Origin of the sequence: Rhodopseudomonas sp. WA056 (genome assembly GCF_010906995.1) — a bacterium.
GTDB lineage: Bacteria > Pseudomonadota > Alphaproteobacteria > Rhizobiales > Xanthobacteraceae > Rhodopseudomonas > Rhodopseudomonas palustris_G.
On the sequence record NZ_QPFS01000109.1, the window covers coordinates 1 to 16485 of the forward strand.

Annotated in this window: 14 protein-coding genes; 6 read left to right on the forward strand and 8 right to left on the reverse strand. The window is 65.8% G+C overall.

The genetic code is table 11. The features are described 5' to 3' along the window. From DU475_RS18470 to DU475_RS18490, 5 genes are all read right to left on the reverse strand, one after another. On the reverse strand, positions 1 to 348 hold a 348-nt coding region (locus DU475_RS18470), incomplete at its 3' end, for an enoyl-CoA hydratase-related protein (protein WP_205524456.1). 116 nt (positions 349 to 464) lie between these two features. After that, positions 465 to 1916 (reverse strand): glycogen synthase GlgA, encoded by a 1452-nt coding sequence (glgA, locus tag DU475_RS18475; protein ID WP_164632955.1) that lies wholly within the window; start codon positions 1914 to 1916, stop codon positions 465 to 467. After that, positions 1913 to 3175 (reverse strand): glucose-1-phosphate adenylyltransferase, encoded by a 1263-nt coding sequence (gene glgC, locus DU475_RS18480; RefSeq protein WP_013500062.1) that lies wholly within the window; start codon positions 3173 to 3175, stop codon positions 1913 to 1915. The genes glgA and glgC overlap by 4 nt, the downstream gene beginning before the upstream one ends. Before the next feature lie 268 nt (positions 3176 to 3443). Next, positions 3444 to 5759, reverse strand: a complete 2316-nt coding sequence (locus tag DU475_RS18485) for an FdhF/YdeP family oxidoreductase (protein WP_164632956.1) — start codon at positions 5757 to 5759, stop codon at positions 3444 to 3446. Between the two features lie 106 nt (positions 5760 to 5865). Then, on the reverse strand, positions 5866 to 6804 hold the full coding sequence (locus DU475_RS18490; RefSeq protein ID WP_164632957.1) for a 1-phosphofructokinase: 939 nt from the start codon (positions 6802 to 6804) through the stop codon (positions 5866 to 5868). A gap of 224 nt (positions 6805 to 7028) precedes the next feature. Between DU475_RS18490 and DU475_RS18495 the strand changes: the two genes are divergently transcribed. After that, entirely contained in the window at positions 7029 to 8309 is a 1281-nt protein-coding gene (locus tag DU475_RS18495) for an alpha-glucosidase/alpha-galactosidase (RefSeq protein WP_164632958.1), read from the forward strand. 284 nt (positions 8310 to 8593) lie between these two features. On the opposite strand, the gene DU475_RS18500 is transcribed toward DU475_RS18495, so the two are convergent. Beyond that, positions 8594 to 9418 carry a universal stress protein gene (locus tag DU475_RS18500; protein WP_164632959.1) on the reverse strand — a complete coding sequence of 275 codons (825 nt, stop codon included), beginning with the start codon at positions 9416 to 9418 and terminating at the stop codon, positions 8594 to 8596. Between the two features lie 150 nt (positions 9419 to 9568). Continuing rightward, complete coding sequence (locus DU475_RS18505) at positions 9569 to 10294, reverse strand: protein-L-isoaspartate(D-aspartate) O-methyltransferase (protein WP_047308579.1); 726 nt, start codon at positions 10292 to 10294, stop codon at positions 9569 to 9571. Positions 10295 to 10475: 181 nt separating this feature from the next. On the opposite strand from DU475_RS18505, the gene DU475_RS18510 reads away from it, so the two are divergent. The 3 genes from DU475_RS18510 to trxC all read left to right on the forward strand — a co-directional run bounded on the left by DU475_RS18510 (position 10476) and on the right by trxC (position 12276). Beyond that, a complete protein-coding gene (locus DU475_RS18510) occupies positions 10476 to 10697 on the forward strand; it encodes a ChaB family protein (protein ID WP_047308573.1) in 222 nt (73 codons plus the stop codon). 75 nt (positions 10698 to 10772) lie between these two features. Next, positions 10773 to 11756 carry a zinc-dependent alcohol dehydrogenase family protein gene (locus tag DU475_RS18515; protein WP_164632960.1) on the forward strand — a complete coding sequence of 328 codons (984 nt, stop codon included), beginning with the start codon at positions 10773 to 10775 and terminating at the stop codon, positions 11754 to 11756. Between the two features lie 82 nt (positions 11757 to 11838). Beyond that, on the forward strand, positions 11839 to 12276 hold the full coding sequence (gene trxC, locus DU475_RS18520) for a thioredoxin TrxC (RefSeq protein ID WP_164632961.1): 438 nt from the start codon (positions 11839 to 11841) through the stop codon (positions 12274 to 12276). Here the strand turns inward: trxC and DU475_RS18525 are convergent, their stop codons facing one another. Continuing rightward, the gene (locus DU475_RS18525; protein ID WP_114360179.1) at positions 12277 to 12762 is read right to left on the reverse strand and encodes an Lrp/AsnC family transcriptional regulator; all 486 of its coding nucleotides are present in this window, start codon (positions 12760 to 12762) and stop codon (positions 12277 to 12279) included. Positions 12763 to 12871: 109 nt separating this feature from the next. Between DU475_RS18525 and megL the strand changes: the two genes are divergently transcribed. Continuing rightward, a complete protein-coding gene (gene megL, locus DU475_RS18530; protein WP_164632962.1) occupies positions 12872 to 14056 on the forward strand; it encodes a methionine gamma-lyase in 1185 nt (394 codons plus the stop codon). A 313-nt stretch (positions 14057 to 14369) separates the two neighbouring features. After that, on the forward strand, positions 14370 to 16485 hold a 2116-nt coding region (locus DU475_RS18535; RefSeq protein ID WP_246700363.1), incomplete at its 3' end, for a sensor domain-containing protein.

Sequence of the window (16485 nt, forward strand, 5' to 3'; positions counted from 1 at the left end):
CCCGAGGCCGCCGGCGACCGCAAAGCCTTCGACCGCAGCGATCACCGGCTTGGTGAGCCGCAGCCGGCTCGGGCCCATCGGCGCCAGGGTGTTGTGGCCGGCAATCTCGCGCTTCTTCTCGGCATCGCCCGCCGCCACCGCTTTCAGATCGGCCCCGGCGCAGAACGTGCCGCCGGCCCCGGTGAACACCGCCACCGAGGCGGTCTCGTCGGCATCGAACGCCAGGAAGGCGTCGTACAGCTTCTTGGCGGTGGCGCCGTCGACGGCGTTACGGCGTTCGGGGCGATCGATCGTCACGATGGTGACTGGACCGTCGCGCTCGATCCGGACGGTGTCCTGGCTGGGCATGGGTTTCTCCCTTTGTTGTCGCCTTGCGTCCCTTGGCGGGATCGTCATGCGACATCGCTGTCACGAGCAGCGATCGCGATCAAGACAGTTGCTTTGCGAGAAAAGAGAAGAGCGGCTCAGCGCTCCGCCACCAGATCGCGATACAGCTTTGCGTAGTGCTGCGCCGGGTTCTTCCACGACACGTCGGTGGTCATGCCGTTGATCTGCAGATTGCGCCAGGCGACGACGTCGGCGAACAGCGCGCGGGTTTTGCCGAACGCCTTGATCAGCGCGTCGGTCGTCACCGGTGCGAACTGGACGCCGGTCGCGACGCCGGTGGCGGTCGCCATCTCGTTGGCGTCGACCACGGTATCCGCCAACCCGCCGACCCGCGCCACCACCGGCACCGCGCCATAGCGCAAGGCGCAGAGCTGCGTCAGGCCGCAGGGTTCAAACCGCGACGGCACCAGCAGCGCGTCGGCACCGGCCTGGACCTGATGCGCCAGCCCTTCGTCATAGCCGATCACCGCGCCGACCTGGCCGGGATACTTGCGGGCCGCGGCGGCGTAGGCGTGTTCGAGTTCGGCATCGCCGGAGCCGAGCAGGGCGAGCTGTGCGCCGCCCGCGATCAACTGCGGCAAGGCTTCGAGCAACAGGTCGAGACCCTTCTGCCACGACAGCCGGCTGATCACGCCGTACAGCAGCGCGCCCGGCTCGGGCTTGAGACCGAACCGCGCTTGCAGCACCTTTTTGTTGCGGGTGCGGGCTGCGATGCTTTCGACGTCGTAAGTGGCCGAGATCAACGCATCGTTGGCCGGATTCCAGACGTCGGTGTCGACACCGTTGAGGATGCCGGACAGCCGGTTCGAGCGCAGCCGCAACAGGCCGTCGAGGCCCATGCCGGCTTCCGAACCCTGGATCTCGGCCGCGTAGGTCGGCGACACAGTGGTGATGCGGTCGGCGAGCTGCAGGCCGGCCTTGAGGTAGCCGATGCCGCCGTAATACTCGATGCCGTCGAGGCCGAAGGCGCGCTCCGGCAGCCCCAGCCTGGCGAGCAGTTCGTAGGGGAACCGGCCCTGGAACGCGAGATTGTGGATGGTGAAGACGGTCTTCGGCCCAGGCCGGCCGCTGTATTTCAGATAGGCCGGCAACAGCCCGGTCTGCCAATCATGGGCGTGCAGCACATCCGGCTTGTAGTGCGACAGCAGACCCTGGCCAATCGCGGCGCCGACCTGTGCCAGCGCCGCAAAACGCAAGCCATTGTCGGGCCAATCCTTGCCGTCGGGGCCGACATAGGGATTGCCGGGCCGGACATAGAGATGCGGTGCGTCGAGCACGAACAGATCGAGATCGCCGCAGCGCGCCGCCAGCAGCCGCGCGGTGCCGCCGAACAGCTCGTTGAAGCTGTGGACCTGCTGCGGATTCTCGATACCGCCCAGCACCGCGGGATAGCCCGGCAGCAGCGAGGTGACGGCGATGTCGTTGGCGCGCAGGGCGGCCGGCAATGCGCCGGCCACATCGGCGAGCCCGCCGGTCTTGATCAGCGGAAACAGTTCCGACGCAACAGAGAGAACCGCCATTGTGGTCATGCGTCGAGCTTCTCGATCATCGCGCGGGTAATCAGGCAGACGCCATTCTCGGTGCGCCTGAACCGCTTGGCATCGAGTTCGGGATCTTCACCGACCACCAGACCGGCAGGCAGCTTGACCTCGGCGTCGACCACGACGTTAGTCAGCCGGCACGAGCGGCCGATGTCAGCATAGGGCAGCACTACGGTGTTCTCGACATGCGAGAACGAGTGCACGCGGACGCCGGTGAACAGCAGCGTGTGCCGCAGCGACGCACCCGAGATGATGCAGCCGCCGGACACCAGCGACGATACCGCTTCGCCGCGGCGGCCTTCCTTGTCGTGGACGAATTTCGCCGGCGGCGTGATCTCGCCATAGGTCCAGATCGGCCATTCGCGGTCGTAGAGGTCGAGCTCCGGCACGATATCGGTGAGATCGATATTAGCGGCCCAATAGGCATCGACGGTGCCGACGTCGCGCCAGTAGCTGATCGCTTCCGAGCTCGACCGGCGGCACGACTTGTCGAAGTGATGCGCCACCGCTTTGCCGTGCTTGACGATGTAGGGGATGATGTCCTTGCCGAAATCGTGCGACGAATTCGGATCGGCGGCGTCGCGGCGCAGTTCGTCGAGCAGGAACTTGGTTTCGAAGACGTAGATGCCCATGCTGACCAGCGACTTGTCGGCCTTGCCGGGCATTGCCGGCGGATCGGCCGGCTTTTCCAGGAACGACATGATGCGGTCGGTTTCGTCGATGTGCATCACACCGAATGCGGTCGCCTCCATGCGATCGACCTCGAGACAGCCGACGGTGACGTCGGCCCCCTGCTCGACGTGCTGCTGCAGCATCTTCTCGTAATCCATCTTGTAGACGTGATCGCCCGCGAGCAGGACGATGAATTTCGGATCGTAGCTCTCGATGATGTCGATGTTCTGGTAGACGGCGTCGGCCGTGCCCCGGTACCACATCTCTTCCGAGACGCGCTGGCTCGCCGGCAGAATGTCGAAGCTCTCATTGCGCTCCGGGCGGAAGAAGTTCCAGCCGCGCTGCAGATGCCTAATCAGGCTGTGAGCCTTATACTGCGTCGCCACTGCGATGCGGCGGATGCCGGAGTTCAGCGCATTCGACAGCGCGAAATCGATGATGCGGGACTTGCCGCCGAAATACACCGCCGGTTTGGCGCGCCAGTCGGTCAGCTCCATCAGCCGGCTGCCGCGTCCTCCCGCCAGCACGTAAGCCATCGCATGACGGGCGAACGGAGCGGTGACACCTTGACTCATGCGGCCTCTCATTCCAGCGGCCGGAAGCCGGCCATTCCCACTGTGCACGACGATGTCTTGCGCAAGACGACGGCGATGTCGCAGCGCCACATAGTGGCCGACGCGTGCAAGGCTTGCAATGCCACCCCGCCGTGCGAAGACGCAACCCGATCATTCGATCGCAGCAATCCGCGAGCCGGCAGGATGACGCGCGTGCGACGACGCACCTGCCGCGGCTTAATCGAACGGCGTGAACAGGCGATGACGTGGATCAAGCCGGAATGCCGCCTCAGATCCTGATCCGCACCGGCACCGATTTCGCCGCCGGAGTCTTTGACGGACCGTCATGGTGCCACACCGGGATCAGCGGGTTCATCTCCGGATAATAGGCCCCTAAGCAGCCGTCAGGCAGCTTGAACGGCGTCACGACAAGCGGCCCGGCCTCGCGATGCACGCCATCGCCGGCGTCACCTTCGAGCCAAACCGCCTGGCCTTCGGTCAGACCGGCCCTCGCCATCTCGTCCGGGTTGATCAACAGCACGTCACGGCGACCCTCGATGCCGCGCAGCCGGTCGCTCATGCCGTAGATCGTGGTGTTGAACTGGTCGTTGGAGCGCATCGTGATCAGCCGGTAGCGGCCGGGCGCATCGTCGAAGCCGATCGAATTCAAGCGACCTGGCGTGGTGAACTCCGCCTTGCCGCTCTCGGTCTTCCAGATCCGCTCGCGCGCCGCGTTGCCCTTGTAGAAACCGCCGGGCGTGAACATCCGCGCGTTGAAGTCGCCGAACATCTCCGGGTAGCTCTCCTCGATCAGGTCGCGGACCAGGCCGTAGTCGCCGACCCAGTCGTCCCATTTCAGCTTCGGGTTGCCGCCCGGCAACGTCGCCTTGGCGATGCCGGCGACGATTGCGAGCTCCGACTTGAGATGTTCGCTCGCAGGCTTGCGCAGCCCGATCGAGCCCTGGATGCAGCTGAAGGTGTCTTCCATCGTCACCGCCTGCGGGCCGCTGGCCTGGATGTCCTGTTCGGTGCGGCCGAGGCAGGGCAGCAGGTAGGCGGACTTGCCGTTGATGAGATGGCTGCGATTCAGTTTGGTGGCGATCTGCACGGTGAGCTGCATCCGCGTCCAGGCGGCTTCCATCGCGTCGCGCTCGGGGATGGCGCGGACGAAGTTTCCGCCGAGGCCGATGAAGGCGCCGACCTTGCCCTCCAGAATGCCGTGGCAGGCTTCGACCGTGTTCATGCCCTTGTCGCGCGGCGGCGTGAAACCGAACTGCTCGGCCATCTTGTCCAGCGGCACCAGCTCAGGCTTTTCGGAAATGCCGACGGTGCGCTGGCCCTGCACGTTGGAATGACCGCGCACCGGCGAGATGCCGGTGCCGTCGCGGCCGATATTGCCCTTCAGCAGCAGCAGATTGACGAACATCGCGACATTCAAGAAACCGTGGGCGTGCTGGGTCAGCCCCATGCCGTAGATGCCGATCACCCGATCGGCCTTCACATAGACGTCGCCCGCCGCCTCGATCGCCACGCGGCTGAGACCGGACTCGCGCTCGATCTCCTCCCACGAGGTGGCGCGAACCTTGGCCTCGAATTCGTCGAGCCCATGGGTGTGCGCTTCGATAAAATCGACGTCGAGCACGCGGCGGCCCTCGCGCTTGGCCTCGTCGTCGCGCGCGAACACGTGCTTGCACAGACCGATCAGCACCGCGACATCGCCGCCAGCCTTGACCTGGTGATACTGGCTGCTGATCTTGGTCTCGCGGCCGGTCAGCATCTCGGCCGGGTTCTGCGGATTGACGAAGCTTTCGAGGCCCTTCTCGCGCACCGGGTTGAAGGTGATGATCTCGACCCCGCGCTGAGCGGCATCCTGCAGCGGATGCAGAAAGCGCGGGCTGTTCGAGCCGGTATTCTGGCCGAAGAAGAACATCGCGTCGCAGTTCGACAGATCGTCGAACACCACCGTGCCCACGCCGACGCCGAGCAGCTTCTTCAGCGCCACCGAGGTGGTCTCGTGGCACATGTTGGAGCTGTCGGGGAGGTTGTTGTTGCCGTACAGCCGCGCGAACAGCGCGTAGAGATACGACGTCTCGAGGCTGGCGCGGCCGGACGCATAGAACACCACCGATTTCGGATCGAGCGAGCGCAGATGCTCTCCGATCGCCTGAAACGCCTCGTCCCACTCGCACGCCACGTAGTGATCGGTGGCGGCGTCGTAGCGCATCGGGTGGGTGAGGCGGCCCTGCATTTCGAGGTCGTAGTCGGACCAGCCGCGCAGCTCGGTGACGCTGTGCTCGGCAAAGAACTCCGGCGTGCAGCGTGCGCTGGTCAGCTCCCACAGCGTCGCCTTGGCGCCGTTCTCGCAGAATTCGAAGGTATGATAGTCGGCAGGTTTGGCCCAGGAGCAGGACACGCACATGAAGCCTTTCGGCTTGTTCTGGCGCATCAGGGTTTCGATCGCCGCCGGCGAACTCCACTCCTTGCCGAAGATCCGGCTGATCCCCTGCAGCGAGCCCCAGCCGCCGGCCGGGCCGTCATACGCAACCGTGCCGTCGGGGCGATCGGGGATGTCGGTGTCGTGAAGTCGGGACTCGTCTTGGGACATGCGAACTCCCTGGCAACGCGCCGCCAGCCCTAGCGCACGTCAACCAAGGGTTCCGCGAACAGTTCCTGTGCCGCGCGGCAAAACCCGCGCGGGGCCTCACGCTTCGTCAGATCGGCTCGATGATCACCTGGGCGTAAAGCCGCTCGACCTCATCCGGGCCGCACAATTGCGTGCCGTGGACCGTCAGAGTGGCCGAGCCTGCCGCAAGGCCGAGCCGGAACGCATCCGCAATCGAGCCGCCTTGGGCCAGCCGATACGCAATCGCGCCGAGGAAACTGTCACCGGCCCCGACCGTCGACACCGGGGTCACCGGCAGTGCCGGCGATCGCAGTGCCTGGTCCTTGGTGACCAGCAGCGCGCCGAGATGGCCGAGCGACAGTGCCACGATCTCGACCTGACCGGCGCTGATATGCGCCCGCGCGGCGTCGACCCATTCCTTCTCGCAGCCCAGCGGGCGGCCGGCGAGTTCCTGCATCTCGCGCAGGTTCGGCTTGATCAGCGTGACGCCCTGGGCAAGCGCCGCGGTCAGCGGCTTGCCGGACGTGTCGAGGAAGAATTTGGCGCCGAGCTGCTTCGCCACCGCGGCGGCCTGCGCGTAGAAATCGACCGGGACGCCCGGCGGCAGGCTGCCGCTGCCGATCACGATCTTCGGCGCCGGCGAGGTCGCCGCCAAGGTGTCGAGCATGCCGCGCCATTCGTGCTCGGCGAGCGGCAGGCCGGGCAGCACGAAGCGGTATTGTTCGCCGGTGGCGTTTTCGCTGACCGAGAAATCCTCGCGCGTCTCCGCCACCGCCTCGACGATGCGGCTCGGGACGCTCTCCTCGTCGAGCAGCAGCTTGAGCAGCTTGCCGGTGAAGCCGCCGGCCGGGAAGATCGCCTCGACGTCACCGCCGAACCGCTTCACCACCCGCGCCACGTTGATGCCACCGCCGCCGGGATCACGCTTCTGCGCCGCGCAACGCAGCTTGCGGCTCGGCACCAGACGCTCGACCGACGTCGACAGGTCGACCGCAGGATTGGGCGTGAGGGTGACGATGTCGACCATCGTGGGGCAGGCTCCGATTTGAGGGGTTTTGAAAGTGCCGAATGGCGGGCGGGGAGGCACAGTGTGGCGTGGCCATGTGCCGACGCCGTTGATCGGGGTCAAGATCGCGACCGCACCGTTGCGGTTCACTCATTGGGCGCCGTAGCCTGCAGCCACGCTGCAACGCCTGCGCAGATGTGCCCGTCAAATGCCGGCAATCGGCCTGCTGATGGAGACGAGCCGAGATGGCCAACACCACCAAGATCGTGTTCCTCGGCGCTTCCAGTGCGTCGTTCGGTCTCAGCATGTTTCGTGACCTGTTCGCATCGCCGGTGCTGGCCGGTTCGACGCTGACGCTGGTCGGACGCAATCCGGCAACGCTCGGCCGAATGACCGAGCTGGCGAAGCTGATGAACGCAAGGTCCGGTGCCGGACTGATCATCGAGCAGACCACCGACCGCCGCGCCGCGCTGGATGGCGCCGGCTTCGTCATCAATGCCACCGCGATCGATCGCAACCGGCTCTGGAAGCAGGACTTCGAGGTGCCGAAGAAGCACGGCATCCGTCACACGCTCGGCGAGAACGGCGGCCCCGGCGGATTGTTCTTCACGCTCCGGACGCTGCCCTTGGTGTTCGACTTCATCCGCGACATCGAGGAGCTGTGTCCGAACGCGCTGTTCCTCAACTACTCCAATCCGGAGAGCCGGATCATTCTGGCGCTCGGCCGCTACACCAAGGTGCGCCACATCGGGCTGTGTCACGGCATCTTCATGGGCCGCGACGCGATCGCCTACATCATGCAGATGCCACGCGAAGAGATCGAAGTCTGGGGCGCCGGGCTCAATCACTTCCAGTGCCTGATGCAGATCCGCCATCGCGACACCGGCGAGGACCTGTATCCGCGGTTTCGCGCCGCCGAGCAGAGCTTCGATCCGGATGCCTGGCGGTTCACGCGGCGGCTGTATCGCGCGTTCGGCTACTGGCTGACCTGCAGCGACGATCATCTCGGCGAGTATCTGCCTTACGGTTGGGAAGCCGGCGAGAACGGCTACGATTTCGACCAGGACGAACGCTGGCGCGGCGAATTTCTAAATCAGCTCGACGGCGTGCTGGGCGGCACCATGCCGATCCCGCAATGGTGGACCGAGCCGTCCGGCGAACGCGGCGCGGCGGTGATTGCCGCGATGCTGCACGACCAGAAGCGCTTCATCGAATCCGGCATCGTCTACAATCAGGGCGTCATTCCCAACCTGCCGGCGGACCTTGCGGTCGAAGTGCCGGTGACGGTGGATGCCGCCGGCGTGCATCCGGTGTCGCTCGGCCCGCTACCCGACCCGATCGCCAAGCTGATGCTGATGCAGGCCAGCGTGCAGCAGCTCGCGGTCGACGCCGCGGTGCACGCGTCCAAGAAGCTGGCGCTGCAGGCGCTGCTGATCGATCCGGTGATCAACTCGGCGGTCGCCGCCGAGAAGCTCCTCGACGAGCTGTGGGAGATCAACCGGCCGTATATTCGGAAGTGTGTGTAGGTTACTTCGCCACGCACACTCCGTGATTGCGAGGCGAGCAGCGACGGAGCAATCCAAGCGGTCATTCCGGGGCGCGCAGCGAAGCTGCGCGAGCCCGGAATCTCGACGTCGTGGAAACGGCCTGGTGCGCAACAATCTCGGGATTCCGGGTTCGCGCTACGCGCGCCCCGGAATGACGGTGACTTGAATGGCTTCGTCGCGGAGCCTGTGCTCGGACGGCGCGGAACGCGCCGATCCGAGTGCTCCTCGCAACGACGCGGAGAGCGAGGGCTCTTGTTTCAGTCTCAATGCGACATCAGCACCGGGACGGTCATCGAGGCCAGCATCTCGCGGGTGACGCCGCCGAGCACGAATTCGCGCAGGCGGGAGTGGCCGTAACCACCCATCACCAGAAGATCGGTGGAGGTGTCAGCGGCGTGCGACAGGATGGTGGCGGCGACGCCGATGTCCGGCGCCGTGATGGTCTTGATGTCGACCTTGACGTCGTGCCGCGCCAGATGATTGGCGATCTCGATGCCGCGCAGCTCGTTGGGGTCGCGTACCTTGTGGTCGCGCACGATCACCAGTTCGACCTGACCGGCGCGGCGCAGGAACGGCTTGGCGTCGTTGATGGCGCGGGTCGCGGCGCGGCTGCCGTCCCAGCCGCAGATTACGCGGTCGAGCTTGAGCGGGTTCTTCTGGATGTAGGGCAGGATCAGCAGCGGACGCCCCGAGTCGAACAGCACCTGCTCGATCAGGATGTCGTTGTCGCCGTTCTCCGCGTCGGACTGCATGATCACCGACAGATCGAACCGTCGCGCCATCTTCGGGAAACGTCCCGAGGTGCCGTAGGCGGTCTCGAGCAGATGATGCTCGGCGGACACGCCCTCGCGCTTGCACGCGGCTTCGAACTGCGCGACCGCCGCGGCCGCCGCTTCTTCGCTCGCCGCCAACATCTTGCTGAGCACATCGGACGGGAAGTCCGGCATGGTGAAGCTCGGCAGCGAATCATAGGCGAAGCAGCAGCCGGCCACATGGGCGTCGAACATCCGGGCGAGGCCGATCGCAATGTCGGTGATCTGCTGGCGCTCCTTGCTACGTTCGAGATTGACGATGAGATCCTTGATCATGTCGCGCTCCCCGGCTGCGTGTTGTTGGATTTGATTCGAACTGGTCGTGAGGGGGCCGTGACGATCGCCGACGGCCGATCTTCGAACTTTAGCACCGCCTTTGTTCCAGACCGATGAAGATCGGGCAATGCTGATCTTCCGCAGTGGTGGTCATCCGTTGTCGCGTGCCGTTTTGTCGGCGGGCTCGACCCGCTGCCAGCCTTCGGCGCCGAGCAGCGGCACGAAGCGGACGTCGCCGAGACGGTCTTGCTTGAAATCGGCTTCGCCGAGCCGCGTCAGCCGCACCAGTTGCTGGGCGTGCTGATCGGCTCCAACCGGCATCACCAGGCGGCCGCCGATCTTCAATTGCGCCTTCAGTGAGTCCGGCACCTGCGGTCCGCCGGCTGCGACCACGATGGCGTCGTAGGGGGCGTCCGGCGGCCAGCCGCGGGTGCCGTCGCCCTGATGCACGTGGACATCAACGTAGCCGAGTTCGGCAAGCTTGGCCGCCGCAGTATCCGCCAGCGTGGCGATGCGCTCGACCGTGGCGACGTGTCCGGCGATCTCGCCCAGCACCGCAGCGGCGTAGCCGGAGCCGGTACCGATCTCGAGCACATTGTCGCCGCCCTGCAGCAGCAGCGCTTCCATCATCAGAGCCACGATGTAGGGCTGCGACATCGTCTGCTCGCCGGCGATCGGCACCGGAGCGTCTTCGTACGCCAGATCGCGCATCGGTTCGGGCAGGAAGGCTTCGCGCGGCACCTTGCGCATCGCGGCGAGCACCCGCGGATCATGCACGCCGCGCGCAACGATCTGGCGCTCGACCATCAGCTCGCGCAGCACCGCGAACGATCGCCCGTTCAGCGGCGGCGGGATTCCCGAAGCTGGAGACGTCATCGCCATCCCCTCTGCTTGCTCTTGGCCAAGCCTGACCGGCCGGGCTGCGGGCAGTCTAGGAGAGAGCAACGGCCGACCGATTGACCGGCGTCAACGTCATCCCACACGACGCGAGCTTGCCGCAATCGGGTGCGAGCGTGACATCGGTGGCGCCGCAGCAGCGCCGCGAGGGAGGGCGCGCGTGCCTTATGGATCCACCGACGATCTTCCGCCGGGGTTGCAGGTGCGGCTGCCGCTGCATGCGCAGGAGATCTACATCGCGGCCTTCAACAACGCCTTCGCCGAATACCAGGACCGCGGGCCGGACGAGCAGGAAGCCACCGCACATCGCGTCGCCTGGGCCGCGGTGAAGAAGCAATACCGCAAGCAGGGCGAAAACTGGGTGGCACGCGAGCGGAGCTGACCCGCTCCGCTTTGATCGATCCGCGCAAGCGCAATATAACCGAACGCATCCGATCTCCGACCCGGGAGGCCCGTGATGGATGCGATGGTGCTGACGGCGCCGGGCACGCCGCTGCAATGGCAGCAGCGCGACACCCCGCACCCGGGCGACGGCGAAGTGCTGGTGACGGTGAGCGCCTGCGGCGTCTGCCGCACCGATCTGCACGTCGTCGACGGCGAACTGCCCAACATCCGCTATCCGATCATCCCGGGCCACGAGATCGTCGGCCGCGTTGCAGCGGTCGGCGCCGGCGTCACCACCCACCGGATCGGCGACCGCGTCGGCATTCCCTGGCTCGGCCACACCTGCGGGGTGTGCCGCTACTGCCGCAGCGGCATGGAAAACCTGTGCGACGCGCCGCTGTTCACCGGCTACACCCGCGACGGCGGCTTCGCGAGCCACGCCATCGCCGACGCGCGCTACGCATTTCCGCTCGGCGAACAGGGCGACGACGTCGCGATCGCGCCGCTGTTGTGCGCCGGGCTGATCGGCTGGCGCTCTCTGGTGATCGCCGGACCGGCGGAGCGGCTGGGCATCTACGGCTTCGGCGCCGCCGGGCACATCGTGGCACAGGTGGCGCGCTGGCAGGGTCGGCAGGTTTACGCCTTTACTCGTGGCGGCGACGTCGCCGCCCAGGAGTTCGCCCGCAGCTTAGGGGCGGTATGGGCCGGCGCGTCGGAAGAGCTGCCGCCCGAGCCGCTCGACGCCGCGATCATCTACGCGCCGGTCGGCGGCCTGGTACCGGCGGCGCTGAAGGCGGTGCGCAAGGGCGGCCGCGTGGTCTGCGCCGGCATCCATATGAGCGACATCCCGAGCTTTCCGTATGATCTGCTGTGGGAGGAGCGCCAGCTCGTCTCGGTCGCCAATCTGACCCGGCAGGACGGCGTCGATTTTCTCGACGTCGCAGCGCGGGCCGGCATCAGAACCGAGACCCACGCCTTCCCGCTGCGCGACGCCGGCGCCGTGCTCGGCAAACTCCGCGCCGGCGAACTGCTCGGTGCAGCGGTGCTGGTGCCGTAGCAACGCTTCGCCCCGTCATCGGCTTCGCCTCCTCGCAATGGCGAAGCGAACGCCTAGATGACTAATCGAGGAGGCCCTGATCATGTCCGACCAACTGGTGGTGTGTACGCATTGCGGCGGCGTCAACCGGCTGCCGGAGCAGCGCCCGGCGCTCGACGGCAAATGCGGCAAGTGCGGCGCCAGACTGTTCGAAGGCCACCCGGCCGACGTCAGCGGCGAACTGTTCGACAAGCAGGTATCGCGTAGCAGCGTGCCGGTGCTGGTCGATGTCTGGGCGCCGTGGTGCGGCCCGTGCCGGGCGATGGCGCCGGCCTACGAGCAGGCCGCGCGCGAGCTGGAGCCGAACGTTCGCCTGATCAAGCTGAACTCCGACAACGAACAGCAGATCGCCGCCCGGCTCGGCATCCAGGGCATCCCGACCATGATCCTGTTCGAGAACGGCCGCGAGCGTGCCCGCACCTCGGGCGCGATGCCGGCACAGCAGATCGTGCGCTGGGTGCGGCAGCATCTGCCGGCGTGATCAGACCGCCGGCAGCGGCAGCGGGCCGCTGAGCTTGTAGCTGCGCATCGCAAACGAGGTGCGGATGTCACGCACCGTCGGCAGCGCCAGGAGGCCGCGCAGCACGGTCGCCTCGTAGCTGGCGATGTCCGGCACCACCACTTCGAGCAGGAAGTCGCTGTCGCCGGACACCAGATGGCAGGCGATCACCTCCGGCATGGTCTGCACCGCCGCAATGAAGCTCTCGGCATTGTCGCGGGAATGCCGCTCGACCCGAATGAAGGCGAACGCCGTGACCGCCAGCCCGACCGCGGCGCGATCGACCAGCGCCCGGTAGCTCGCCAGCACGCCGGCCTGCTCCAGCAGCTTGACCCGCCGCGAGCACGGCGACGGCGACAGCCCGACCTTCTCGGCCAGCACGATGTTGGGAATCCGGGCGTCGGCCTGCAGCTCGGCGAGGATCTTGAGGTCGATTGCATCCAAAGCAATCTTGGCAGGATTGGTCATATGCTGCGCAGCAATGTAGCGATGATTGCCAAATCGTAGCGTCAGAATGGCATGATTGGCAAGTTCGGCGGCGGCAATCGGGCCATACTGGCCACGAAGGAGCCCCGCCATGACCGAATCCGCCCCCTTGCCCGGCTTTGCCACCACCGCGATCCACCACGGCTACGACCCGCTCGCGCATCACGGCGCACTGAACCCGCCGTTGTTCCTCACCTCGACCTACGCCTTCGCCAGCGCTGCCGAGGGTGCCGCACGGTTCGCCGGCGAGGCCGAAGGTTTTGTGTATTCGCGGGTCGGCAATCCGACCGTGGCGGTGCTGGAAAGCCGGCTGGCGGCGCTGGAGGGCGGCGAGGCCGCGCTCGCCACGTCGTCTGGCGTCGGCGCCCTGACGGCGCTGATCTGGACGCTGCTGCAGGCCGGCGACCGTATCGTCGCCGACCAGATGCTGTATGGCTGCACCTTCGGGCTGTTCGAGCATCACCTGCCGCGGTTCGGCATTCAGGTGACGTTCGCGGACCTGACCGAGCCCGCCAACCTGCAGGCCGCGCTCGCGCCCAACACCCGGCTGGTGTTCACCGAGACTCCGACCAATCCGAACATGCGGCTGGTCGACATCGCCGCCTGCGCGGAGATCTGCCGGCGCGCCGGAATCCGCCTGGTCGTCGACAACACCTATTGCACGCCGTATCTGCAACGCCCGCTCGACCTCGGCGCCGATCTGGTCACCCATTCGGCGACCAAATATCTCGGTGGCCACGGCGATCTGCTGGCCGGCGCGGTGGTGGGGCAGAAGGAGATCATCGATCAGCTCCGCTTTGTCGGCATCAAGGAGCTGAACGGCGCCTGCATCTCGGCGTTCGACGCCTTCCTGATCCTGCGCGGCTTGAAGACTCTGAACCTCCGCATGGACCGCCACAGCGCCACCGCCGCAAAGCTCGCGCACGACCTCGAGGCGCATCCCGCCGTCACCGCGGTGTACTACCCCGGCCTCGACAGCCATCCGCAGCGCAAACTCGCGCAGCGGCAGATGCGCGCCATGGGCGGCAGGATCGCGCTCGAACTGAAAGGCGGACTGGACGCCGGCCGCAGCTTCATGGACCGCGTGAAACTTGCCACCCGCGCCGTCAGCCTCGGCGACGCCGAGACCCTGATCCAACACCCCGCCAGCATGACCCACGCCACCTACGATCCCGCCGAACGCGCCCGGCACGGATTCACCGACGGGCTGATCCGAATCTCGGTGGGGCTGGAGGACTACGAGGATCTGCGGGAGGATTTGCTGGGGGCTTTGTGAAGTACGCGACCCAGGGCGATCCGGCCAAGCACACTCGAACGTGGCGGAATTGGAGGCGGCATTCTGATTTCGGCAGGACGCGGCCCCATCCGGTTTCGGTTCAGGTTCACGCAAATTATACCACGATCCAGCGCGCTCCGATCCCGTGGAAACTTGCCGCTCTGCTACCCAACCGCTTCATGTTACCATTTTACGTGGTGTGGCTTGGTGTTTGGTGGGGAAGATGGCCGTTCGTGGAGCGTCATTGCGGCAGCCATACCCACGAGAACCGCGGGGGTGGCATCAGGAGTGGTCGCTGCGCCGGGCGATGAGGATGGCGCGCGTCGCGTATTGGGAGTCGCACAGCGCCGCCGAGACCGACTTCTGGATGTCGCCCGAATTCGCCTCCCTCTACGACTTCCAAACGCCCGATGGGTCCGTTCCGATTGCGGCGATGTGTGAACGTGACCTGACCGAAAGCCGCGATGTTCTGCAGGCCCATTACGCCGCATGCTGGGCAGAGGGGCGGCCCTTTGCGGTGGAGACGAAACTTCCGAAGCCTGATGGCAGTCCGCTTGATTGCGTGGTGCACGGCGAACCGGAATTCGATTCGAACGGGCAGGTCCAGCGGGTGTTCGGCGTGGTTCGGGACGTCACGCCGGAAACGTCCGCTCTTCGGCAACTCGCCGAGAGCGAACAGCGTCTCGCGGATTTCGTCAGCACCGCTTCGGACTGGTGTTGGGAAAGCGGTCCCGACCATCGGCTGCTGCCCTATCCCAAATCAGTCGATGGCAATGCAGCCCTGCAATCCGTCGCGTCCGGCGGAAGGGCGCGATGGGAGCTGTCTTACGCACCCGAAGAAGAAGACTCCATGGCCTCGCACAGGGCGGACATGGAAGCTCATCGCCCTTTCCGTGACTTTGTCTACACATCGATTGGAAACGATGGATCGCGTGTTAGTATCTGCACCAGCGGCAAGCCGATCTTTGCCGATGACGGGAGATTCCTCGGCTATCGCGGCACCGCGAGCGATATCACCCAGCTCGAGGCTGCTCGAACCTTGCTCGACCAGCGTACGGGGGCTCTGGAAGAGGCTCATCGGCTCGGCAAGATAGGGACCTGGTATCATCGGCTGGACACCGGCCGAACCGTCTGGTCGCCCGAGCTCTATCAACTGCTCGGCTTGGAGCCTGATGCGTTCGAGCCGACCTACGACGGCACGAAGGCTTACTTTCTGGACGACGATGCCGAACGGTTACTGAAGATCCAGAAGCGGGTTCTGCGCAGCAGCAAGACCGAAGCCACGGACATCCGTGTCCTGCACACCGACGGCGCGCCGCGCGATCTGGCGATCATCTGCAAGGCCGAGACCTCCAACGGCAAGGTCATCGGCCTGATCGGCACCGCTCAAGACGTCACAGAGCGCAAGGAGGCCGAGCGGCGGCTGGAGCAGCTCGCTTATACCGATCCTCTGACCGGACTCGCCAATCGTGCGCTCTTTAAGCGCCAACTCGTGGATCTGTTCGAGAAGCCCATTTCGGAAAGCGAACAGAACGCGCTGCTGCTGATAGACCTCGACCGATTCAAGGAGGTCAACGATTCCCTCGGCCATTCCACCGGCGACGCCTTGCTGATTCATGTGGCGGGAGTGTTGCGGCAGGAGCTGGATCCGCAAGCCTTCATCGCCCGGATCGGCGGCGACGAATTCGCGGTACTGACCAACAGTCCAACGACGTCTGCCGAAGCAACGACCGCCCTTGCCGATCGATTGATCGCGAAACTGTCGATCCCGGTCGAGCTTGCCGAAGGCGAAGCCTGCATCGGCGCCACCATCGGCATCGCCATCTTGCCGGAGCACGGCGCAACCGCCGAGAAGGCCTCGCGCAACGCGGACCTTGCGCTCTACATGGCCAAAGAAGCCGGACGCGGCCGGGCGCTGCTGTTCGAACCGATCTACGCCGAGGCGGTCGACCAGCGGCTCGACCTCGGCCGGCGCCTGCGCCACGCCGTCGACAGCGGCGGCCTCGAAACGCATTACCAGCCCCAGATCGATCTGAAGACGGGCCGGGTCATCGGCTTCGAAGCGCTGCTGCGCTGGAGCCACCCCGAACGCGGACCGATTTCGCCGGCGGAGTTCATTCCGATCGCCGAAACCACCGGCCTGATCGTCGACCTCGGCCACTGGGTGCTCCGCGATGCCTGCCAGCAGATGCGCGGCTGGCTCGACGCCGGATTGCCGGCCAGGACCATTTCGGTGAACGTGTCTCCGGCTCAGATCTGGAACGGCGATTTCGAAAAAGTCGTGGCCACGGTGCTTGCCGAGACCGGTCTGCCGCCGGAACTGCTCTGCCTGGAGCTGACCGAAAATCTGTTCGTCGATCATACCAAGCAGAAAGTCAGCACGACGCTTGCGGCGCTGTCGAAGCTGGGCATCGGGCTCGCGCTCGGTG